The sequence below is a fragment of the Massilia phyllosphaerae genome (assembly GCF_034659755.1).
Lineage (GTDB): Bacteria > Pseudomonadota > Gammaproteobacteria > Burkholderiales > Burkholderiaceae_D > Telluria > Telluria phyllosphaerae.
This window is the reverse complement of the sequence record NZ_JAXSQX010000002.1, coordinates 688,854-708,406: the sequence shown is the minus strand read 5'-3', so window position 1 is coordinate 708,406 and position 19,553 is coordinate 688,854. Positions and strand designations below refer to the sequence as shown.

The following is a 19,553-nucleotide window of genomic DNA, read 5'->3' as shown; positions in this document are numbered from 1 at the left end:
AACGAGCACACGGCTGAAACGGGCATTTCAAGGCGCGTTCAGGGACGCGCCGGGTCGAAATGCTTACTGATGCCTGCCCAGCAGTCCTGGTAGTTGCCCTGCAATTGGGGCGAGGCGAGTGCCTGCGCCGTTGCAACCAGCGGGTTGCGCGTCTCGAACATGAAGGCCATCGTGTCCATGACCTTGTGGGGACGGCTGGTATCGGCGCCGCTGGCCTTGTCGAAGGTCGCCGCATCGGGGCCGTGTCCGCTCATGCAGTTATGCAGGCTGGCGCCGCCGGGAACGAAGCCTTCGGCCTTGGCATCGTAGGCGCCGTGGATCAGGCCCATGAACTCGCTCGCCACGTTACGGTGGAACCAGGGCGGGCGGAAAGTGTCCTCGCCGGTAAGCCAGCGCGGCGGGAAGATGACGAAGTCGAGGCTGTCCACGCCGGGCGTATCGGTCGGCGCATGCAGGACCAGGAAGATCGACGGATCCGGGTGGTCGTAGCTGATCGAGCCGATGGTGTTGAAGTGGCGCAGGTCGTATTTATAGGGCGCATAGTTGCCGTGCCAGGCCACCACGTCCAGCGGCGAATGGCCGATCCGGGCCGACCACAACCGGCCGCCGAACTTGGCAACCAGCTCGAATTCGCCCTCGACATCCTCGTAATGCGCCACCGGGGTCAGGAAATCGCGCGGGTTGGCCAGGCCGTTCGAGCCGATCGGGCCGAGGTCCGGCAGGCGCAGCAGGGCGCCGAAGTTCTCGCAGACGTAGCCGCGCGCGGTGCCGTCGGGCAGGCCGACGCTGAAGCGAACGCCGCGCGGGATCACGGCGATCTGCTGCGGCTCGACCTCGAGCAAACCGAGTTCGGTGGCGATCTCCAGGCGGCCCTGCTGCGGCACGACCAGCAGCTCGCCGTCGCCGGAGTAGAAATAGCGGCCCGTCATCGAGCGGTTGGCCGCATACAGGTGGATCGCACAGCCGCTCATCGCCGCCGCCGCGCCATTGCCGGCCATGGTCACCCAGCCGTCGATGAAATCGGTGGGGGCATCCGGGACCGGCAGCGGGCTCCAGCGCATCTGGTTGGGCGATGGCGCGCCGGTTTCGAAGTCGCTGGCGATACGGCCGCCGGCGAGCGGGCGGAAGGCGCCGTGCATCGCCGCCGGGCGGATGCGGTACAGCCACGAGCGCCGGTTCTGTCCGCGCGGCGCGGTAAAGGCCGTTCCCGAGATCTGTTCGGCGTACAGGCCGTAGGCCACGCGCTGGGGCGAATTGCGGTGCGCGGGGAGGGCGCCGGGCAGGGCTTCGGTGGAGAATTCGTTGCCGAAGCCGGATAAATAGCCTTCCTGAGGGTGCATTGGGGGTCTCCTGACTCTTTTGCCTCATTCTGCAGCAGGGCCGGACATTTTACGAGGTGAATAGAAAAATGTAGACTATTCAGCACATCAATAACCCTATCTCCGGCATGATCGAACCCTCTAGCATCGACCTGAATCTGTTGTCCGTCTTTCAGGAGGTGTACCGCGAACGCCAGATCTCGGCCGCGGCGCGGCGCCTGGGCTTGACGCAGTCCGCGGTCAGCAATGCGCTGGCGCGCCTGCGCCGCACCTTCGGCGACGAGCTGTTCGTGCGCACGGCGCATGGCATGCAGCCGACGCCGCTGGCCCAGCAGATGGCCGAGCCGATCGGCGCCGCGATGGCGCAGGTCGCGCTCGCCCTCAGCCAGCGCAGCCGCTTCGACCCGGCCACCAGCCGCCGCCGCTTCACGCTGGCGATGACCGACGTCGGCGAGGTGTATTTCATGCCGGTGCTGACCGAGCGCTGCCGAACGCTAGCGCCGAACGTGGAAATCGCCTCGGTGCGCGCGGGCAGCATCGGGCTGAAGGACGAGATGGAGACCGGCCGCGTCGACCTCGCCATCGGCGCCTTCGAAGACATGTCGGATGCGCTGTTCCAGCGGCAGCTGTTCCGCCAGGCCTTCGTGAGCATGTTCCGCAAGGGACATCCGTTGGCGAGCGGGACGGTGGACCTGGCGCGCTTCACGGCGGCGGCCCACCTGGGGGTGGACGCGGCGCACAGCCCTTATGACAGGGTTAATGTGTTATTGGAAAAGGCGGGCGTGACCGCTAACGCCAGGTTCCGGGTGCCGCATTTCACCGCCGTACCGTATATCGTCGCCACGTCCGATCTCGTGGTGACCGTGCCGCAAAAGCTCGCGGAGAGCGCCGCGGCACCGTTTGGATTGAAGTGGATCGAACCGCCACTGCAGCTGCCGACGCTGCAGACCAATGTGTTCTGGCACCGGCGCTTCAACCACGACCCCGGCATCCAATGGCTGCGGGGCTTGATTGCCGACGTATTCGCCGAATAGAACCGGGCGGATGCGGTGGAGGAGATGAAACTACAACATTATGAGGAAAGACACCATGGCTGACTTGTTTGAGAATCCGATGGGCCTGATGGGCTTCGAGTTCGTCGAATTCGCGTCGCCCACCCCCGGCGTGCTGGAACCCGTGTTCGAAGCACTGGGCTTTACCAAGGTCGCCGTGCACCGTTCGAAGGACGTGGCGCTGTACCGCCAGGGCGAAATCAATTTCATCATCAACAATGAGCCGAAGAGCCACGCCGCCTATTTCGCGGCCGAGCACGGCCCGTCGGCCTGCGGCATGGCCTTCCGTGTCAAGGATTCGCACAAGGCCTACGCGCGCGCGCTCGAACTGGGCGCGATCCCGATGGAGATCCCGACCGGTCCGATGGAGCTGCGCCTGCCGGCGATCAAGGGCATCGGCGGTGCGCCGCTGTACCTGATCGACCGCTTCGAAGATGGGAAATCCATCTATGACATCGACTTCGAATTCATCGAAGGCGCCGAGCGCCGCCCGAAAGGCCACGGCATGTCGATCATCGACCACCTGACCCACAACGTCTACCGCGGCCGCATGGCCTACTGGGCCGGTTTCTACGAAAAGCTGTTCAATTTCCGCGAAATCCGCTACTTCGACATCCAGGGCGAGTACACCGGCCTGACCTCCAAAGCGATGACCGCGCCGGATGGCAAGATCCGCATCCCGTTGAACGAGGAAAGCCAGGCCGGCGGCGGCCAGATCGAAGAATTCCTGTTGAAATTCAACGGCGAGGGCATCCAGCACATCGCGCTGCTGGTCGACGACATCTACGCCACCGTCGACGGCCTGCGCGCAAGCGGCGTGCCGCTGATGTCGCCGCCGCCGGCGACGTATTACGAAATGCTGGCCGATCGCCTGCCGGGCCACGGCGAGGACGTCGGCGCGCTGCAGGCGCGCGGGCTGCTGGTCGATGGCAAGGTCGAGGGCGACAGCAAACGCCTGCTGGTGCAGATCTTTTCGGAAAACCAGCTGGGACCGGTATTCTTCGAGTTCATCCAGCGCAAGGGCGACGACGGCTTCGGCGAGGGCAATTTCAAGGCATTGTTCGAGTCGATGGAGCGCGACCAGCTGCGTCGAGGGGCACTGAAAACCGCTGCCTGAAATACCAGTACTGCCACCGTCGCCCCTGCGCAGGCAGGGGGCCAAGTGCTGCATGCATCAATGCTGTGCTGGCAACTTGGGCCCTGCCTGCGCAGGGGCGACATTGTTTTAGTTACTATCAGTTACCACATCGTCAATCTGTACAGCGATGTTGCCCCAGTTCTGTTTGCATATCGTTCTCATAGAACCTGTCATATAGCCGTATTTTCAACAACTTGCCAGCCTGTCAGCCATCCCTGGCATCCCTGTTGCATACGCGCCTCACATCATCGGTCTCGGTCATTTTTCTGCCTGAGAAGCAACCAAAAGTCGCTCCATTCCGCATAGAATTTCCGTGAGGAATGTAATTCGCCCGCACCTCTCGACGACTCCCGCTATCCCATGACCCTTGTACAACGGCTACTGCCGCTCGCGCTCCTGAGCTTCGCATCGTATGACGCCCATGCTGCCGGCAACGGCAGCATCGAACCGTATTCCGCCGGCGTGGCGCGGATCACCGCCACCGCCACGCTGGACTCGCAATACGTGTGGCGCGGCATCCGCCAGTCGGACAGCCGCCCGGCAGCCGAGTTCAGCCTGGATTACCACCGTCCGAGCGGCTGGTCGGCGGGTACGTGGGCTTCCCGTATCACCCAGGACTTCGGCATCACCGACGCGCGCGGGTCCGGCTACCTCGACGTCGGCGTCAAGCACGAGATCGGCGCTGCCATGACCCTGAACCTGCATGCCGGCGACGGGCGCATCGCCGGCGCCGGCAATGGCGGCATGGACTGGCACGACCTCAAGGCAGGGCTGAGCCGCAGGTTCGAAGGCGGCTGGGCGCTGTCCGGTACCTACAGCCGCGCATTCGGCGCCGGCGGCGCCCTCGACCGCTACGCCAGCGCGATGCCGCGCACCGACCTGCGTCCGCTGTCGGGCAGCAAGAGCCGCAGTGGCGCCCTGGTCATGACCCTGAGCCGCCGCTTCTGAATCCAGCTGTTATGCTTGAAGCCTCGGGCGGTCGAGGTCGGCGCGCTAGTGCGCCGCCGCCGCCATGATGAGGAGAAATCTTGCTGCAAGCGTTTGCCGTCTTACTCGCGTTCCAGTGCCTGGGCGAGGGCCTGGTGTTCCTGTTGGGCTTGCCGGTGCCCGGCCCGGTGGCCGGGATGCTGGCCCTGCTGGTCGCCCTGGTCGCCTGGCCGCGCCTGCACGAGGTGGTCGAGAGCGGCGCCAACGAGCTGCTGCGCCACCTGTCGCTGCTGTTCCTGCCGGCCGGGGTCGGCATCGTCGCCGCCGCCGCCAGCGGCAGCGGCCACTGGCTGGCGATCGCCGCCTCGGTGATCTTCAGCACGCTCGCCACGCTGGCCGTCACCGCCCTGGTCCTGCAAGCCTTCGGCAGCCGCATCGATGCGCCGGCCCCGAACAAGGAGGACGGCAGTGTTTAATTTCGCGGAACTCAGCCATTTCTGGGTCTACCTGTCGGCCTCGCCGCTGCTGGGCCTGACCTTGACCCTGTGCGCCTACCTGTTCGCGCAGTGGGTATACGCGCGCTGCGGCTTCTCGCCGCTGGCCAATCCGGTGGCGATCGCCATCGCCCTGATCAGCCTGGTCCTGACGGCGAGCGGCATGTCCTACCAGCGTTATTTTGCCGGCGCCCAGTTCGTCCACTTCCTGCTAGGGCCGGCGACGGTCGCACTGGCGGTGCCGATGGCGCGCCAGGTGCCGCGCCTGCGCCGCAACCTCCTGCCGCTGGCCTGCGCCCTGGTGTGCGGCTGCGTCACCGCGATCGTCAGCGCGGTCGGCGTCGCGCTGCTGCTGGGTGCCTCGCCCCAGCTGGCTGCCTCGATCGCGCCGAAGTCGGCCACCACGCCGATCGCGATGGCGATCTCCGAAAACCTGGGCGGGGTGGCGGCACTGACGGCGGTGCTGGTGATCTGCACTGGCATCTTCGGCGCCATTTTCGCGCGCTTCCTGATGAATGCGCTGGGTGTGAAATCGCATGCGGCGCGCGGCCTGGCGCTGGGCGTGGCCTCGCACGGCATCGGGACCGCGCGCGCCTTCCAGGTCAGTCCGGAAATGGGTGCTTATGCAGGGCTGGGGATGGGCGTCAACGGGGTGCTGACGGCCTTGCTGGCGCCTTGGCTGGTGCCTCACCTGATGCGATGGATGGGGGCATAACGCTGCGAGTACGGATGCCGAATCTGCGTTTAACCTATCCAGTCGACAGATACCTGTAAAAACGCCCGCCAGCGCTCATGCGCTCGCGGGCGGTGATCGGCCGGCGCTCCGGCCTGGAGCCGTGAGATCAGGCAGTCTTGCGGCCGAACGCCTTGGCGGCAAACAGCGCGCTCGCCAACCCGACTACCAGCGCGGCGGTGCTGCCGGAGAAGCCGACCGCGGTATTTTTCGCAATCTTGCCGGCTTTCGGCGTCACCAGTTCCAGGCGGCGCTTGGTCATCTGCGCGCCCAGTTCGGATAGGCGGTCCTTGCTCAGGGTGCGCTCGGCATCCGGCAGCAGCACGGTTTCCTCGTCGGCCACGTGGTGCACCACGTCACGCATCAGTTCGAATACCAGCTCGTCGTGGCGCGGCGACTTCGGATCGGTGCGGCGCAGTTCAGCGATCACGGCGCGCATTTCGTCGTGCTCGGGTTCGCTCTTTTCCATGACTTTCTGGTCGTGGGCTTTCGGCCGCATGACCGGGTAGAAGACTTCCTCTTCCAGCGTGGCGTGGATTTCCAGCGCATCGCAGATGGTCTCGGCCAATGCCTTCTTGACGCTCGGACGCTTGTCGCGGGTGTACTGGTGGAAGGTGACCATCACGTGCGAATGGTCGAAGCGGATCATGTCGGTGATGGACGGGCTCAGTTTTTTGAGAGAAAACATCTTCTGCTCCAGTGGTTTTGTCGATATGTCCATCTTATGCTTAATACCATGACGCGCACGTAGGAATTCCACGCAAGGGGTTGTCAGCTCGCGACCCACAGTCTCCTAGGCATGTGTTTCCATTGCTTGCATTGCGGGCAGGTGCAGCTACCAGTAGCCGACGTCGACCCAGCCGCCGAACTTGTGGCCGACCTCGGTGAAGCAGGCAACCTGGCGGAAGCCGAGGCGTTCGTGCAGGGCGACGCTGGCGGCGTTGGGCAGGGCGATGCCGCCGATCACGCAGTGGAAGCGCCCGGTCAGGCGCGCGATCAGGGCGCGGTACAACGTCAATCCCAGGCCACGGCCGCGCTGCGCGGCATCGACGTAGACGCTGGACTCGACCGCATGACGGTAGCCGGGCCGGGCGCGCCATTTGCTGGCGTAGGCGTAGCCAAGGACGGTGCCATTGTCGACCAGGACCAGCCAAGGCAGGGCTGCACCCTGCACATCGGCCAGGCGACGTGCCATCTCGTCGGCGCCGACCGGATCCGACTCCATCGAAATCACCGTCGTCGCCACGTAGTGATTATAGATCGCGGCGATGGCAGTGGCGTCGGCAGCAGAGGCATCGCGCAGGATGAGATCGGAAGCAATCATTGTTCAGTTTCCAAACAGGGAAAAAATTGAATTAAATCAGTGTATTACAGCTTAGTAAACGCTGCCACAGCAGACTATGATCGTCATTGTTAAAAGCTATCATCAATAAAATTTGAATAATAACATTGCTATCAAGCTAGCTCGACAGGCTGTCGTCGTTTGTCCTACACAGACACGGCAAACCCTCCGATTCCGACAAATTTTCAGCCTGCGATGATGGGTCCATGGTTAGTCACAGGACAACTGTGACCTTCCCCGAATCAGGAGTATCTCCGCAAGACATTTCTGATACATAACTTTATCGGAGGACTACCAATGTTTGCACATAACAAACGCTTGCAGTACACGGTGCGCGTCAGCGAACCGAATCCGGGCCTGGCCAACCTGATGCTAGAACAGTTCGGCGGCCCGCAGGGCGAACTGGCCGCGGCCATGCGCTACTTCACCCAGGCCGTCAGCGAAGACGATCCGGGCCGCAAGGACATGCTCTACGATATCGCTACCGAAGAACTGAGCCACCTCGAAATCATCGGTCACATCATCGCGATGCTGAACAAGGGCGCCAAGGGCCAGCTGGCCGAAGCGATCGACTCCGAAGCCGACCTGTACCGGAAACTGAACGGCGCAGGCAACGACAGCCACGTGACCCAGGTGCTGTACGGCGCCGGCACGCCACTGATCAACTCGGCCGGCGTTCCCTGGACCGCGGCTTATATCGACACCATCGGTGAGCCGACCGCCGACCTGCGTTCGAACATCGCCGCCGAATCGCGCGCCAAGATCGTCTACGAGCGCCTGATCGCGCTGACCGAAGACCCGGGCGTGAAGGAAGCGCTAACCTTCCTGATGACGCGCGAAGTGGCGCACCAGAAGTCCTTCGAAAAAGCGCTGTATGCGATCTCGCCGAACTTCCCGCCAGGGAAAACGCCGGTCGACCCGCGCTTTGCCAACACCTACTTCAACATGTCCCAAGGCCCCGGCGAAATGCGCGGCTCGTGGAACCAGGGCGAGCAGTGGGAATTCGTCACCGACCGCGAGAAGCAGATGGCGGTCGACGGCGGCACCGGTGAAGCGGAGGTCAAGCTGTCCGCCAAGGACATCGACGTCCTCAAGGCCATGGCCGAGCGTACCCAGTCGAATCCGGCCGTCGATCCGCCGACCGGGGCCGAACTGGGCATGGGCAACCAGACCACGGCCGACGGGCTGACCGTCAAGCCGGGCGCGATCCCCAGCCCGGGCGCCCCGAAATAAGGTCGCGGTACGCCTGTCACGATGCGAATGCCCGCAGGACGCGGCTTCGTATCGGCAGCCGGCGCCGCGCAGCCTCGTGCTGTGCGGCGCTGTTTTTCGTTTAGGATATTAATATGGAAACTCATGCGCATAAAGCCCGGCCCGCGGGCGGCATTGCACGCCTGTCGACCCCGCGCCGCGCGGTCGGCATGTTCATCTGCGTGCTCGGCTGCCTGCTAATCATCGCCGGCCTGGTCGACCAGATCGCGCATGCCTCCCCGAATTTGCGCGCCGCGCTGCTGGGCGGCGGTACCGCCGCTGCGGCAACCGCGCTCGGCACGCTGCCGATCCTGTTTTCCCAGAATTTCTCGAAACGCACCTACGACTGCTTTCTCGGGTTCGGCGCCGGCGTGATGCTCGGCGCGACCGCGTTCTCGCTGGTGATCCCGGCGCTGGCCGCCTCCAAGGCCGCCGGCGCCGGCAACTGGAGTGCGAGCCTGACGGTCGGTGCCGGCATCATGATCGGCGCCACCTTGCTGTTGCTGATGGGCCGCTTCATCAGCACCGATGGCATCCTCGACACCGAGGATGCGCGCCTGTCGCACTCGATGCGGCGTGCCTGGCTGTTCGTCTGGGCCGTCGCCCTGCACAACCTGCCGGAAGGCCTGGCGATCGGCGTCGCCTACGGCGGCATCGACCTGTCCAAGGCGAATTCGCTGGCGACCGGCATCTCGATCCAGGACGTGCCGGAGGGGCTGGTGGTGGCGCTGGCCCTGCGCACGGTCGGCTATGGCCGTGTGCTGTCGGCGGCGCTGGGCATGCTGTCGGGCGTGATCGAGCCGATCGCCGCGGCGGCCGGGGTGGCCGTCATCGGTGTCTCGGCGGGCCTGCTGCCGTTTGCGCTGGCGGCCGCCGCGGGCGCAATGCTGTTCGTGATCGTCAACGACGTGGTGCCGGAGTCGCAGGAAAACGGCAACGGCACCTGGGCCAGCGGGGCGCTGGTGTTCGGCTTCATCCTGATGACGGTGCTCGATACCGCGCTGGGCTAATGCAGACGGGGCGCTTGATATAGGCGCTTGATGTAGGGTGGACGGCTGGCCGTCCACCCTACGGCAGGCTCACACGTAGGCCAGCATTCGTCCACACGTAATCACCGCCACCCAGAACAGCAGCGAAAGCGCTGCGTTCACACGCGCCGCGACGGTCGGCGCGACGCTGCCGCGTGTGCGCCACCACGACCCGAGGTGAAAGGCCAGCGCATTCAGCCCGGCCGACGCCACCAGTCCCATCTTCAGCAGGAACACAGGATTGCGCAGCATGTCGGCCGCCTGCGCCGACATCAGCAGCAGCCCGCTCGGCACCATCAGCAGCAGGCCGCCAGCCGACCACGGCAACAGGTGGCGCGCCAGTTCGCGCGGCGGCAACGCGCGACCGAACCCGAGCACGCGCAGGTCGAACATCTCCACCGCGCCCACCAGCAGCACGAAGCCGACGATATGCACGGTCTCGACCGCCGGGTACAACCAGGCGTTGGTGCGCATGGCCTGGGCCGGGGCGGTCGCCGCGATCCATTCCGCCAGGCCGGCCAGGCCGGCCGGCGCCGCGCCCTCGAGCACGGTCAGCGCAGCTCGGTGGTCTTGCCGGCGATCGTGATGCGCTCGGCGCGCAATTCTTCGGGCTTGGTGCGGTGCGGATAGCCGTAGACGGTAGCGGCGGTGCCGGCGGCCAGCATGTCCTTGGCAAGACCGCGGTTCTCCATGCGGCCCGGGGGCGCCAGGACCACGTGCCAGGTCTTGCCCGCGGTCTTGAGCTCGACGAAACCGTGCGGCTGCTGGTAGCCCGAGGATTCGATGGTGCCCTTGAGCTCGAGCGGCTTCTTGTCGTCGTATTCGCTCCAGCCATGGTGGGCCCAGGCGGTGCCGGCCAGCAGGGTGGAGAGCAGGGCGGAGAGCAAAAACGGGCGTTTCATGGTGACTTCCGAGAGTGAGAATGCGGATCAGCCGGGCCGCCACAGGCGTCCGAGGACTTCCAGGCGGCTCGGCGCGGCGCGCAGGACCAGGACTTCGCCGGGCGCGACCGATTCGTCGACCAGGGCGCGGATATTGATGTCGTGCGTGACCAGCACGGTATTGGCGCCGGCTGGCGGCATCGCCAGACGCGCGCGCAGTGCGGCAGTCGCGGCGCGCACACGGCCGGCGTCCTGCTGGAACAGTGAATCGAGCAGCGGTTCGGGTTCGACCCGGCCGAAGGCGAGGCTGGCGGTGTCCAGGCAGCGGCACCAGCGGCTCGACCACACCCGGCCGACCGGGACGCCGTGGGCGCGCACCGCTGCGCCGAGCGCCTCGGCATCACGCCGGCCGCCGGCCGACAGGTTGCGCTGGGTACGGCACTGGGCCAGTTCGAAGCCGGACGGATCGCCGATGCCCGGGGCGGTGGCGGCATGCCGGACCAGCAGCAGGAGTCCGCCGCCCTGCAGGCGCTGCCAGAATTCCGGGGAGTCCCGTTGTGAAGCGGACGGTGAAGCTGACTGCGCAGCGAACCCGGCGCCGAAGGCGGGCAGCGCGGCGGGGAGAACCGAGGCAAGGCCGAGCATGAGAAGACGGCGACGCTGCATGGCGGCCTCCATCCATTGGATGACGCATTATCACTGCGCCGCCGTGGACGCAGCGCACGGCTGTGCAAAAAAAAGCCCCGGTATCGACCGGGGCACAAGCTCTGCTGATTCAGTGCCTGCTCAGTTCCTGATCAGTTCCTGATCTCCAGGGCACGGTTCAGGCTGAGCGCCGCCAGCGAGCCGACCGCACCCGACAGCAGGTACAGGCTGACGTAGCCGAGGCCGAAGTTGGCCGCCAGGCCCAGGGCGACCAGCGGGGCGAACGCTGCACCCACCAACCAGGCCAGGTCGGAGGTGAAGGCGGCGCCGGTATAGCGGTATTGCGGCAGGAAGTTCGAGGTGACGGCGCCGGCGGCCTGGCCATACGACAGGCCGAGCAGCAGGAAGCCGAGCAGGATGAAGGTGTTCTGGCCCGACACGCCGCCGTCGATCAGGGTCGGCACGAAGAACGAGAAGATCGCGATCAGGATCGCCAGCGTGCCGAGCGTGTTGCGGCGGCCGAACCGGTCGGCGATCAGGCCCGAGGCCAGCACGCCCAGGATGGCGACGCCCGCGCCCCAGATCTGGACCACCAGGAAGTCGGCCACCGAACGGGTGTCGTACAGCTGGATCCAGGACAGCGGGAACACGGTCACCAGGTGGAACAGCGCATAGCTGGCCAGGGCGGCGAGGGCGCCCAGGGCGATCGTGGTCCACTGCTTGCCGAAGACTTCACGCGCCGGCACGGCGTCGAGCTGGTGCTCGTCCAGCAGGTGCACGTACTCGTGGGTGGATACCAGGCGCAGGCGGGCGAACAGGGCGACCACGTTGATCGCGAAGGCGACGAAGAACGGGAAACGCCAGCCCCAGACCAGGAAATCGTCCTGCGACAACTGGCTCATCATGTAGGCGAAAATGCCGGCGGCGATGATGAAACCCACCGGTGCACCCAATTGCCCGAGCATGGCGTACCATCCGCGCTTGCCCTCGGGCGCATTCAGTGCGAGCAGCGAAGGCAGGCCGTCCCAGGACCCGCCGAGCGCGGCGCCCTGGGCGAAGCGCAGGACCGCCAGTGCGATGATCGACCATTCGCCCCAGCGTCCATAGGTCGGCAACGACGAAATGGCGACGGTGGCGGTGCCCAGCATGAACAGCGAGATGGTGAGCTTGACTTCGCGGCTGAAGTGGCGCTGGATGGCCATGAAGACCAGTGTGCCGATCGGACGCGCGATGTAGGCGAGCGAGAAGATGGCGAACGAGTACAGGGTGCCCTGCAGGCGGTCGGCGAACGGGAAGAACACCGCCGGGAATACCAGCACCGAGGCGATGGCGTAGACAAAGAAGTCGAAATACTCGGAGGCGCGTCCGATGACCACGCCGACGGCGATGTCACCCGGAGAGACGTGGCCGTCGCGAGCGTTGATGTTGCGTGCACCGCTTTGCGGGCTGGTAATGGGAGCGGCGCCTGCGTCGCCGTACGTCGTGTTCGTGCTCTGCATATTTCGTCTCCGGTTCGAAGTTCAGCTCATTGCACGTTTGGAACCGATTGGAAAGACTGCGACTGCCACGGGGGGTGGCGGGGTGGGACAAAACGTCCAATCGCCAAACGTGCTCCTTTGGCGTTACATTATCATGTTATCTTTCCCATGTAACGTAAAACACAAGCATGATTCCTAAAACCCTCCGTCGAGGACTGTTCCTCGCCCCGTTGGCTGCAGCGCTGCTTTCCGGCTGTAACACGGTGGTGCTGAATCCGTCCGGTGACATCGCTGCACAGCAGGCACAGCTCATCGTCGTTTCGGTGTTGTTGATGCTGTTGATTATCGTCCCGGTGATCTTCCTGATCGTCTACTTTGCCCGCAAGTACCGCGCGAGCAATACCGAGGCCGCCTACGAACCCGACTGGGATCACTCGACCAAGCTCGAACTGGTCATCTGGGGCGCGCCGCTCCTGATCGTCATCGTGCTGGGCCTGATCACCTGGATCACCACCCACAAGCTCGACCCCTACCGTCCGCTCGACCGCCTGGACGCCAGCCGTCCGATCCCGGCGTCGACCAAGCCGCTGGTGGTGCAGGTCGTCGCGATGGACTGGAAGTGGCTGTTCATCTATCCGGAGCAGGGCATCGCGACGGTGAACGAACTGGTGGTGCCGGTCGACGTGCCGGTGCGCTTCAAGATCAGCGCGACCTCGGTCATGAATGCGTTTTACGTTCCTGAACTGGCCGGCATGATCTACGCGATGCCGGGCATGGAGACCACGCTGAACGCCGTCCAGAACAAGCCGGTCACGTCCTTCGGCATCTCGTCGAACTACAGCGGCGCGGGCTATTCGGACATGAAGTTCGCCTACCGCGGCGTCGCCCAGGGCGATTTCGACGGCTGGGTGCAGTCGGTGAAAGCCGGCGGCGGCAACCTCGACCGCGCCAACTACGTGACGCTGGAAAAGCCGTCCATCAAGGATCCGGTGCGCCGCTACGCCGGCGTCGACGGCGACCTGTTCTATCGCGTCCTGAACCGCTGCGTCGCCGACGGCGTCGTCTGCATGGACAAGATGATGATGGACGATGCGCGCAAGTCGCATGAAATGGCCATGGCCCGCATGCCGCAAACCGCGGCTACCCGCCTGGCTCAGGCAAATGGCGAGGTCTGCACCACGCCCAACGAAACTGTGAAGAAGAAGTAATCACAATGAACGAGCAATTTGACTTAGCGAAGTTGATCTTCGGTCGGCTCAGCTGGGAAGCGATTCCCTACCATGAGCCGATCCTGATCAGTACCTTTATCGCGGTGATCCTGGGCGGCATCGTCGTCCTCGCCGCCATTACCAAGTTCAAACTTTGGGGCTATCTGTGGAAGGACTGGTTCACCAGTATCGACCACAAGAAGATCGGCATCATGTACATGATCCTCGGTCTCGTCATGTTCCTGCGCGGCTTCGCCGACGCCCTGATGATGCGCGCCCAGCAGGCGTTCTCGTTCGGCGATTCGCACGGCTTCCTGCCGCCGCATCACTACGACCAGGTCTTCACCGCCCACGGCGTGATCATGATCTTCTTCGTGGCGATGCCTATGATCACGGGCCTGATGAACTACATCGTGCCGCTGCAGATCGGTGCGCGCGACGTGGCCTTCCCGTTCCTGAACAACTTCTCGTTCTGGATGACCGCGATGGGCGCCGCCCTGGTGATGGCATCGCTGTTCGTCGGCGAATTCGCCCGCACCGGCTGGCTGGCCTTCCCGCCGCTGTCCGGTATCCTGGCGAGTCCGGATGTTGGGGTGGACTATTACATATGGTCGCTGCAGATCGCCGGTGTCGGCACGCTGCTGTCGGGCGTGAACCTGGTCGTCACCATCGTCAAGATGCGCGCGCCGGGCATGGGCCTGATGAAGATGCCGGTCTTCACCTGGACCGCACTGTGCACCAACATCCTGATCGTGATGGCCTTCCCGATCCTGACCGCCGTGCTGGCGATGCTGGGCCTGGACCGTCTGTTCGACACCCACTTCTTCACCAATGAACTGGGCGGCAACGCCATGATGTACGTGAACCTGATCTGGATCTGGGGCCACCCCGAGGTCTACATCCTGATTCTGCCGGCCTTCGGTATCTTCTCCGAAGTCGTCCCGACCTTCTGCAACAAGCGCCTGTTCGGCTACACCTCGATGGTGTACGCGACCACCGTCATCATGGTCCTGTCCTACCTCGTGTGGCTGCACCACTTCTTCACCATGGGCTCGGGCGCGAGCGTGAACTCGTTCTTCGGCATCACCACGATGATCATCTCGATCCCGACCGGTGCCAAGCTGTTCAACTGGCTGTTCACCATGTACAAGGGCCGCATCCGCTATGAACTGCCGATGATGTGGACCATCTCGTTCATGATCACCTTCACCATCGGCGGCATGACCGGCGTGATGCTGGCGGTGCCGGCAGCCGACTTCGTGCTGCACAACTCGCTGTTCCTGATCGCGCACTTCCACAACGTGATCATCGGTGGCGTGCTGTTCGGCCTGTTCGCCGGCGTGAACTACTGGTGGCCGAAGATGTTCGGCTTCAAGCTGGACAAGAAGTGGGGCGTGCGTTCCTTCTGGCTGTGGTCGATCGGTTTCTGGTTCGCCTTCATCCCGCCGTACATCCTGGGCTTCATGGGCGTGACCCGCCGCATGAGCCACTTCGACGACCCGTCGATCCACTGGCTGTTCCAGGTCTCGCTGTTCGGCACCCTGATGATCGCCGCCGGTATCGGCTGCATGCTGATGCAGTTCACCGTCTCGATCCTGAACCGCAAGGCACTGCGCGACGTGACCGGCGACCCGTGGAATGGCCGTACCCTGGAGTGGGCCACCTCGTCGCCGCCGCCTGACTACAACTTCGCCTTCACCCCGGTGGTGTATGACAACGACACCTTCGCCGACATGAAGAAGAACGGCTACCAGCGTCCGCTGAACGACTTCGTCGCGATCCACATGCCTAGCAATACCTGGGCGGGTTTCGTGATCGCCGTGCTGTCGGCCGGCGTTGGCTTCGGCATCATCTGGCACATGTGGCTGCTGGTGGGCGCATCGTTCATCGCGATGCTGGCCGCGATCATCTACCACACCTTTAACTACAAGCGCGACTTCTACATCCCCGCGGAAGAAGTGGCGCGTACGGAAGAAGCCCACACCCGACTGCTGAATGCCCATGTCTGATATCAAAGCAACCACTGCAGGCGCCGTCGGCGGCGCCGACGCAAGCTCGCGCTATTTCGTGCGCGAACACCATCCGGAACAGGGCACGCTGCTCGGTTTCTGGATCTACCTGATGAGCGACTGCCTGATCTTCGCCTGCCTGTTCGCGACCTATGCCGTCCTCGGCCGCAACTACGCAGGCGGCCCGTCGGGCGCCGAGATCTTCGACCTGCCGCTGGTGGCCCTGAACACGGGCTTCCTGCTGTTCTCGTCGATCACCTACGGTTTCGCCATGCTGGCCGCGGCCAAGAAGAACGTGGGCAAGACGCAGATCTGGCTGGGCATCACCGGCATCCTGGGTGCCTGCTTCCTGTACCTGGAACTGTACGAGTTCACGCACCTGATCCACGAAGGCTTCGGCCCGTGGCGTTCGGGCTTCCTGACCTCGTTCTTCGCGCTGGTCGGCACCCACGGCCTGCACGTGACCTTCGGTATCGTGTGGCTGATCACGTTGATGTTCCAGGTCGGCAAGCACGGCATCAACGGCGCCAACTACCGCCGCCTGACCTGCCTGTCGATGTTCTGGCACTTCCTGGACGTCATCTGGATCGGCGTGTTCACCTATGTTTACCTGATTGGAGTCCTGCCATGAGCGACCTGCACCACGCACACGGCCACGGCCACGACGGCCACCACGTCGATCATGACGAACACCTGCATGCCCACGGCAGCCTGAAGGATTACGGGATCGGCTTCATCCTGTCGGTGATCCTGACCGCGATCCCGTTTTGGCTGGTGATGACCCACCAGCTGCAGCCGGGCACGACCAAGTACGTGATCCTCGCGTTCGCGGCCGTCCAGGTCGTCGTGCACATGATCTACTTCCTGCACATGAACACCAAGTCGGAAGGCGGCTGGAACTTCATGGCGATGCTGCTCACCATTATCCTGCTGGCGATCGTGATGGTCGGTTCGATCTGGGTCATGATGCACATGAACGCCAACATGATGCCGCACATGAGCAACGACGGATCCGCCGTGCACGACATGCAGTAAGCAGCATCGATGCGAGAGAGCGATCAAGCAGCGGCACCTGGCTCCGCCGGCAAGCGGTTCAACCCCTTCCTGGCAGTCCTTGCGCTGCTGTTGATCGTGATTTTCGCGGGGCTCGGCACCTGGCAGGTCTACCGCCTGCAATGGAAACTGGACCTCATCGCACGCGTGGAAGCACGCGTGCACGCCGCCCCGGCCGCGCCGCCTCCCCCGGCGCGCTGGGCCGGCATCACCGCCGCCAGCGACGAATACCGTCGCACCGTCTTGCGCGGCACCTATCTGTACGACCTTACCACCCCCGTCCAGGCGCTCACCGAGCAGGGCAGCGGCTATTGGCTGCTGACGCCGATGTGCACCAGTGACGGCCAGATTATCATCGTCAACCGCGGCTTCATCCCGTCCGACCTGGGCGCGCCGACGCGCTACGCGCCACATGAAGCCGGCCCGGCGCCCTGCGCTGCAACAACCGCCATCGCGGCCACGACGATTACCGGCCTGCTGCGCATCGGCGAGCAGGGCGGCGCTTTCACCCGCAACAACGACCCCACCGCCAACCGCTGGTTCGTGCGCGACATCCGCGCGATCGCGGCCGCGCGCGGCGTCCCGCAGGCGGCGCCGTTCTTCGTCGACGCCGGCGCCAACCAGAACCCGCCCGATTCGCCCGACCGCCCGGTCGGCGGTCTCACCGTCGTGAATTTCCCGAACAGCCACCTGGTCTATGCGATCACTTGGTATGCTCTTGCCTTGATGGTCGGCGGTGCGTGGTGGTGGGCCATGCGCGCCGGCTCGGCCGCATTCGAGAAAGAGGCAAGGGCAAACGACGATGAGCGCATCGACTGACGGCAAACCGATAGCGGCCGCGCTGCGGCGCGCGCACTCCGCTGCCGACGTCGAATACGCGGCCGGCCACAAGAACATGCTGCAGCTGATCGAGCTGCGCTGGATTGCCGTCATCGGCCAGGTCACCACCATCGCCGCCGCCATCCTGGTGTTTGGCGTCCAGCTGCCGCTGGTGCAGATGCTGGAAGTGCTGGCGTGCCTGATCGCCTTCAACGTCGCCAGCCACCTACGCTGGCACGAACACCGCCCGGTCAACAACAACGAACTGTTCCTTGCGCTGCTGGTCGACGTCGCCAGCCTGACCATCCAGCTCTACCTGTCGGGCGGCACCACCAATCCGTTTGCGTTCCTGTACCTGCTGCAGGTGATCCTGTCGGCGGTGCTGCTGGAAGCGTGGTCGACCTGGACCATCGTCGGCATCACGCTGGCCTGCCTGGCGGGCCTCTCGATCTTCGCCCAGCCGCTGCCGCTGCCGTTCGACCACGCGCGCGGCATCGCCAGCCTGTATGTGCAGGGCATGCTGATCTGCTTCGTGCTGAACGCCGCGCTGCTGGTGGTCTTCATCTCGCGCATCTCGACCACGCTGCGGGTGAAGGCGGCGCAGCTGGCCGACCTGCGGCAGCGCGCCGCCGAGGAAGAGCACATCGTGCGCATGGGCCTGCTGGCCTCGGGCGCGGCCCACGAGCTCGGCACGCCGCTGGCGACCGTGTCCGTGATCCTGGGCGACTGGAAACGGATGCCCGAGTTCAAGCGCAGCCCGGAACTGCTGGAAGAGCTGAACGAAATGCAGACCCAGCTCAAGCGCTGCAAGTCGATCGTCACCAGCATCCTGCTGTCGGCCGGCGAAACGCGCGGCGAGTCGGCGGTCAGGACCACCATCCGCAGCTTCCTCGACGAGCTGGTCGACGAGTGGCAGGACAGCCGCCCGGTGCGCGATTTCGCCTACGACAACCACATCGAGGACGACCTGCCGGTGGCCTTCGATTCGGCCCTCAAGCAAATGATCGACAACGTGCTCGACAACGCACTCGAAGCTTCGCCCGACTGGGTCAGCCTGGAAGCGGGCGTCGACGACGGCACCCTGACCCTGACCGTGCGCGACCGCGGCCCCGGCTTCGCGCCCAGCATGCTGGCCCAGTTCGGCAAACCCTACCAGTCCAGCAAGGGCCGTCCCGGCGGCGGCCTCGGCCTGTTCCTGGCCGTGAGCGTGGCGCGCACGCTGGGCGGCTTCGTCGCCGCCACCAACCGTCCCGAGGGTGGCGCCGAGGTCAGGCTGACCCTGCCGCTGTCGGCGATTGCCCTGGACAAGAAACCAGACCATGTCCAACACTGATACCGACCCCGATACCGATAGCGCCTTCGATGGCGAGCGCCTGCTCCTGATCATCGAAGACGATGATGCCTTCGCCCGCACCCTCGGCCGCTCGTTCGAGCGGCGCGGTTATAAAGTGCTGCTGGCCCCCGGCCTCGAAGAAGCCACCGAGCTGCTGCAGCGGCATTCGCCCGGCTATGCCGTGGTCGACCTCAAGCTGAAGGGCAACAGCTCGGGCCTGGCCTGCGTGCAGATGCTGCACCAGCACGACCCGGAGATGCTGATCGTGGTCCTGACCGGCTTTGCCAGCATCGGCACCGCGGTCGAGGCGATCAAGCTGGGCGCCTGCCAGTACCTGGCCAAGCCATCCAACACCGACGACATCGAAGCCGCATTCGACCATGTGGCCGGCAACGTCGAAGTGGAGCTGACCAACCGCTCGACCTCGATCAAGACGCTGGAGTGGGAGCGCATCCACGAGGTGCTGGCCGAGACCGATTTCAATATCTCGGAAGCGGCGCGGCGGCTGGGGATGCATCGGCGGACGCTGGCGCGCAAGCTGGAAAAGCAGCGGGTCAAGTAATTCTCTGAGTCGGCAGTGATAACTCGTCGCCCCTGCGAAGGCAGGGGTCCAAGTTGCCGGCGTCACGTTAGCGCCTATAACTTGGGCCCCTGCCTGCGCAGGGGCGACGGGCTATTTCGACGGTTCCCTCGTCAGCAGCTTCGTTTGGCATCCCTCAAATACCCGGCACCTCTATGCAAGCAGACTCGGCTATCGCGTACACGTTTAGCCGGACGCAAGACATTTTTCCAGTAGGCACAACCGGACTGTGTGCGCCTTTTCCATCACAACCCAACGAGGTG

The 19,553-nt window shown here is 64.5% G+C and carries 21 protein-coding genes; 14 read left to right on the top strand and 7 right to left on the bottom strand.

Annotated features, from left to right (window positions below; genetic code table 11):
- Positions 1-38: 38 nt before the first annotated feature.
- Positions 39-1,340, bottom strand: a complete 1,302-nt coding sequence (hmgA, locus tag U1H99_RS11285; protein ID WP_323141821.1) for a homogentisate 1,2-dioxygenase — start codon at positions 1,338-1,340, stop codon at positions 39-41.
- A 107-nt stretch (positions 1,341-1,447) separates the two neighbouring features.
- Here hmgA and U1H99_RS11280 point away from each other — a divergent pair, with 107 nt between their 5' ends.
- The 5 genes from U1H99_RS11280 (at position 1,448) to U1H99_RS11260 (ending at position 5,645) form a co-directional block, all read left to right on the top strand.
- On the top strand, positions 1,448-2,353 hold the full coding sequence (locus U1H99_RS11280; protein WP_323141820.1) for a LysR family transcriptional regulator: 906 nt from the start codon (positions 1,448-1,450) through the stop codon (positions 2,351-2,353).
- A gap of 55 nt (positions 2,354-2,408) precedes the next feature.
- Positions 2,409-3,488, top strand: coding sequence for a 4-hydroxyphenylpyruvate dioxygenase (hppD, locus tag U1H99_RS11275; RefSeq protein ID WP_323141819.1), 1,080 nt, complete (start codon positions 2,409-2,411; stop codon positions 3,486-3,488).
- Positions 3,489-3,869: 381 nt separating this feature from the next.
- Positions 3,870-4,457 carry a TorF family putative porin gene (locus tag U1H99_RS11270; RefSeq protein ID WP_323141818.1) on the top strand — a complete coding sequence of 196 codons (588 nt, stop codon included), beginning with the start codon at positions 3,870-3,872 and terminating at the stop codon, positions 4,455-4,457.
- Positions 4,458-4,537: 80 nt separating this feature from the next.
- A complete protein-coding gene (locus tag U1H99_RS11265) occupies positions 4,538-4,912 on the top strand; it encodes a CidA/LrgA family protein (RefSeq protein ID WP_323141817.1) in 375 nt (124 codons plus the stop codon).
- Positions 4,905-5,645 carry an LrgB family protein gene (locus tag U1H99_RS11260; RefSeq protein ID WP_323141816.1) on the top strand — a complete coding sequence of 247 codons (741 nt, stop codon included), beginning with the start codon at positions 4,905-4,907 and terminating at the stop codon, positions 5,643-5,645. Before U1H99_RS11265 ends, U1H99_RS11260 begins: the two co-directional genes overlap by 8 nt.
- A 127-nt stretch (positions 5,646-5,772) precedes the next feature.
- Here U1H99_RS11260 and U1H99_RS11255 read toward each other — a convergent pair whose 3' ends face one another.
- A complete protein-coding gene (locus tag U1H99_RS11255; RefSeq protein WP_323141815.1) occupies positions 5,773-6,351 on the bottom strand; it encodes a hemerythrin domain-containing protein in 579 nt (192 codons plus the stop codon).
- 147 nt (positions 6,352-6,498) lie between these two features.
- On the bottom strand, positions 6,499-6,987 hold the full coding sequence (locus U1H99_RS11250; protein WP_323141814.1) for an arsinothricin resistance N-acetyltransferase ArsN1 family B: 489 nt from the start codon (positions 6,985-6,987) through the stop codon (positions 6,499-6,501).
- Positions 6,988-7,302: 315 nt separating this feature from the next.
- Here U1H99_RS11250 and U1H99_RS11245 point away from each other — a divergent pair, with 315 nt between their 5' ends.
- Positions 7,303-8,238, top strand: coding sequence for a manganese catalase family protein (locus U1H99_RS11245; protein ID WP_323141813.1), 936 nt, complete (start codon positions 7,303-7,305; stop codon positions 8,236-8,238).
- A gap of 113 nt (positions 8,239-8,351) precedes the next feature.
- Entirely contained in the window at positions 8,352-9,266 is a 915-nt protein-coding gene (locus U1H99_RS11240; RefSeq protein WP_323141812.1) for a ZIP family metal transporter, read from the top strand.
- A gap of 69 nt (positions 9,267-9,335) precedes the next feature.
- On the opposite strand, the gene U1H99_RS11235 is transcribed toward U1H99_RS11240, so the two are convergent.
- The 4 genes from U1H99_RS11235 to U1H99_RS11220 all read right to left on the bottom strand — a co-directional run bounded on the left by U1H99_RS11235 (position 9,336) and on the right by U1H99_RS11220 (position 12,309).
- Positions 9,336-9,833, bottom strand: coding sequence for a hypothetical protein (locus U1H99_RS11235; protein ID WP_323141811.1), 498 nt, complete (start codon positions 9,831-9,833; stop codon positions 9,336-9,338).
- A gap of 2 nt (positions 9,834-9,835) precedes the next feature.
- Entirely contained in the window at positions 9,836-10,186 is a 351-nt protein-coding gene (locus U1H99_RS11230; RefSeq protein WP_323141810.1) for a DUF6152 family protein, read from the bottom strand.
- A gap of 27 nt (positions 10,187-10,213) precedes the next feature.
- Positions 10,214-10,831 (bottom strand): histidine phosphatase family protein, encoded by a 618-nt coding sequence (locus U1H99_RS11225; RefSeq protein ID WP_323141809.1) that lies wholly within the window; start codon positions 10,829-10,831, stop codon positions 10,214-10,216.
- Between the two features lie 131 nt (positions 10,832-10,962).
- Positions 10,963-12,309, bottom strand: a complete 1,347-nt coding sequence (locus tag U1H99_RS11220; RefSeq protein WP_323141808.1) for an MFS transporter — start codon at positions 12,307-12,309, stop codon at positions 10,963-10,965.
- Between the two features lie 167 nt (positions 12,310-12,476).
- On the opposite strand from U1H99_RS11220, the gene cyoA reads away from it, so the two are divergent.
- The 7 genes from cyoA to U1H99_RS11185 are packed head-to-tail and all read left to right on the top strand — an operon-like array spanning position 12,477 to position 19,272.
- Entirely contained in the window at positions 12,477-13,496 is a 1,020-nt protein-coding gene (cyoA, locus tag U1H99_RS11215) for a ubiquinol oxidase subunit II (protein ID WP_323141807.1), read from the top strand.
- Positions 13,497-13,501: 5 nt separating this feature from the next.
- The gene (gene cyoB / locus U1H99_RS11210) at positions 13,502-15,505 is read left to right on the top strand and encodes a cytochrome o ubiquinol oxidase subunit I (RefSeq protein ID WP_323141806.1); all 2,004 of its coding nucleotides are present in this window, start codon (positions 13,502-13,504) and stop codon (positions 15,503-15,505) included.
- The gene (cyoC, locus tag U1H99_RS11205; RefSeq protein ID WP_323141805.1) at positions 15,498-16,136 is read left to right on the top strand and encodes a cytochrome o ubiquinol oxidase subunit III; all 639 of its coding nucleotides are present in this window, start codon (positions 15,498-15,500) and stop codon (positions 16,134-16,136) included. Before cyoB ends, cyoC begins: the two co-directional genes overlap by 8 nt.
- Positions 16,133-16,540 carry a cytochrome o ubiquinol oxidase subunit IV gene (gene cyoD, locus U1H99_RS11200; RefSeq protein WP_323141804.1) on the top strand — a complete coding sequence of 136 codons (408 nt, stop codon included), beginning with the start codon at positions 16,133-16,135 and terminating at the stop codon, positions 16,538-16,540. The genes cyoC and cyoD overlap by 4 nt, the downstream gene beginning before the upstream one ends.
- 9 nt (positions 16,541-16,549) lie before the next feature.
- Positions 16,550-17,377 (top strand): SURF1 family protein, encoded by an 828-nt coding sequence (locus U1H99_RS11195; protein ID WP_323141803.1) that lies wholly within the window; start codon positions 16,550-16,552, stop codon positions 17,375-17,377.
- The gene (locus U1H99_RS11190) at positions 17,361-18,710 is read left to right on the top strand and encodes an ATP-binding protein (RefSeq protein WP_323141802.1); all 1,350 of its coding nucleotides are present in this window, start codon (positions 17,361-17,363) and stop codon (positions 18,708-18,710) included. Before U1H99_RS11195 ends, U1H99_RS11190 begins: the two co-directional genes overlap by 17 nt.
- Positions 18,697-19,272: a response regulator transcription factor gene (locus tag U1H99_RS11185; protein ID WP_323141801.1), complete on the top strand. Its 576-nt coding sequence runs from the start codon at positions 18,697-18,699 to the stop codon at positions 19,270-19,272. Before U1H99_RS11190 ends, U1H99_RS11185 begins: the two co-directional genes overlap by 14 nt.
- Positions 19,273-19,553 lie beyond the last annotated feature (281 nt).

What these genes read in the sequence shown, in the direction of transcription:
- hmgA (WP_323141821.1), bottom strand. Translation starts at nt 1,340, where the DNA reads ATGCACCCTCAGGAAGGCTATTTATCCGGCTTCGGCAACGAATTCTCC.
- U1H99_RS11280 (WP_323141820.1), top strand. Translation starts at nt 1,448, where the DNA reads ATGATCGAACCCTCTAGCATCGACCTGAATCTGTTGTCCGTCTTTCAG.
- hppD (WP_323141819.1), top strand. Translation starts at nt 2,409, where the DNA reads ATGGCTGACTTGTTTGAGAATCCGATGGGCCTGATGGGCTTCGAGTTC.
- U1H99_RS11270 (WP_323141818.1), top strand. Translation starts at nt 3,870, where the DNA reads ATGACCCTTGTACAACGGCTACTGCCGCTCGCGCTCCTGAGCTTCGCA.
- U1H99_RS11255 (WP_323141815.1), bottom strand. Translation starts at nt 6,351, where the DNA reads ATGTTTTCTCTCAAAAAACTGAGCCCGTCCATCACCGACATGATCCGC.
- U1H99_RS11250 (WP_323141814.1), bottom strand. Translation starts at nt 6,987, where the DNA reads ATGATTGCTTCCGATCTCATCCTGCGCGATGCCTCTGCTGCCGACGCC.
- U1H99_RS11245 (WP_323141813.1), top strand. Translation starts at nt 7,303, where the DNA reads ATGTTTGCACATAACAAACGCTTGCAGTACACGGTGCGCGTCAGCGAA.
- U1H99_RS11240 (WP_323141812.1), top strand. Translation starts at nt 8,352, where the DNA reads ATGGAAACTCATGCGCATAAAGCCCGGCCCGCGGGCGGCATTGCACGC.
- U1H99_RS11230 (WP_323141810.1), bottom strand. Translation starts at nt 10,186, where the DNA reads ATGAAACGCCCGTTTTTGCTCTCCGCCCTGCTCTCCACCCTGCTGGCC.
- U1H99_RS11225 (WP_323141809.1), bottom strand. Translation starts at nt 10,831, where the DNA reads ATGCAGCGTCGCCGTCTTCTCATGCTCGGCCTTGCCTCGGTTCTCCCC.
- U1H99_RS11220 (WP_323141808.1), bottom strand. Translation starts at nt 12,309, where the DNA reads ATGCAGAGCACGAACACGACGTACGGCGACGCAGGCGCCGCTCCCATT.
- cyoA (WP_323141807.1), top strand. Translation starts at nt 12,477, where the DNA reads ATGATTCCTAAAACCCTCCGTCGAGGACTGTTCCTCGCCCCGTTGGCT.
- cyoB (WP_323141806.1), top strand. Translation starts at nt 13,502, where the DNA reads ATGAACGAGCAATTTGACTTAGCGAAGTTGATCTTCGGTCGGCTCAGC.
- cyoC (WP_323141805.1), top strand. Translation starts at nt 15,498, where the DNA reads ATGTCTGATATCAAAGCAACCACTGCAGGCGCCGTCGGCGGCGCCGAC.
- cyoD (WP_323141804.1), top strand. Translation starts at nt 16,133, where the DNA reads ATGAGCGACCTGCACCACGCACACGGCCACGGCCACGACGGCCACCAC.
- U1H99_RS11195 (WP_323141803.1), top strand. Translation starts at nt 16,550, where the DNA reads ATGCGAGAGAGCGATCAAGCAGCGGCACCTGGCTCCGCCGGCAAGCGG.
- U1H99_RS11190 (WP_323141802.1), top strand. Translation starts at nt 17,361, where the DNA reads ATGAGCGCATCGACTGACGGCAAACCGATAGCGGCCGCGCTGCGGCGC.
- U1H99_RS11185 (WP_323141801.1), top strand. Translation starts at nt 18,697, where the DNA reads ATGTCCAACACTGATACCGACCCCGATACCGATAGCGCCTTCGATGGC.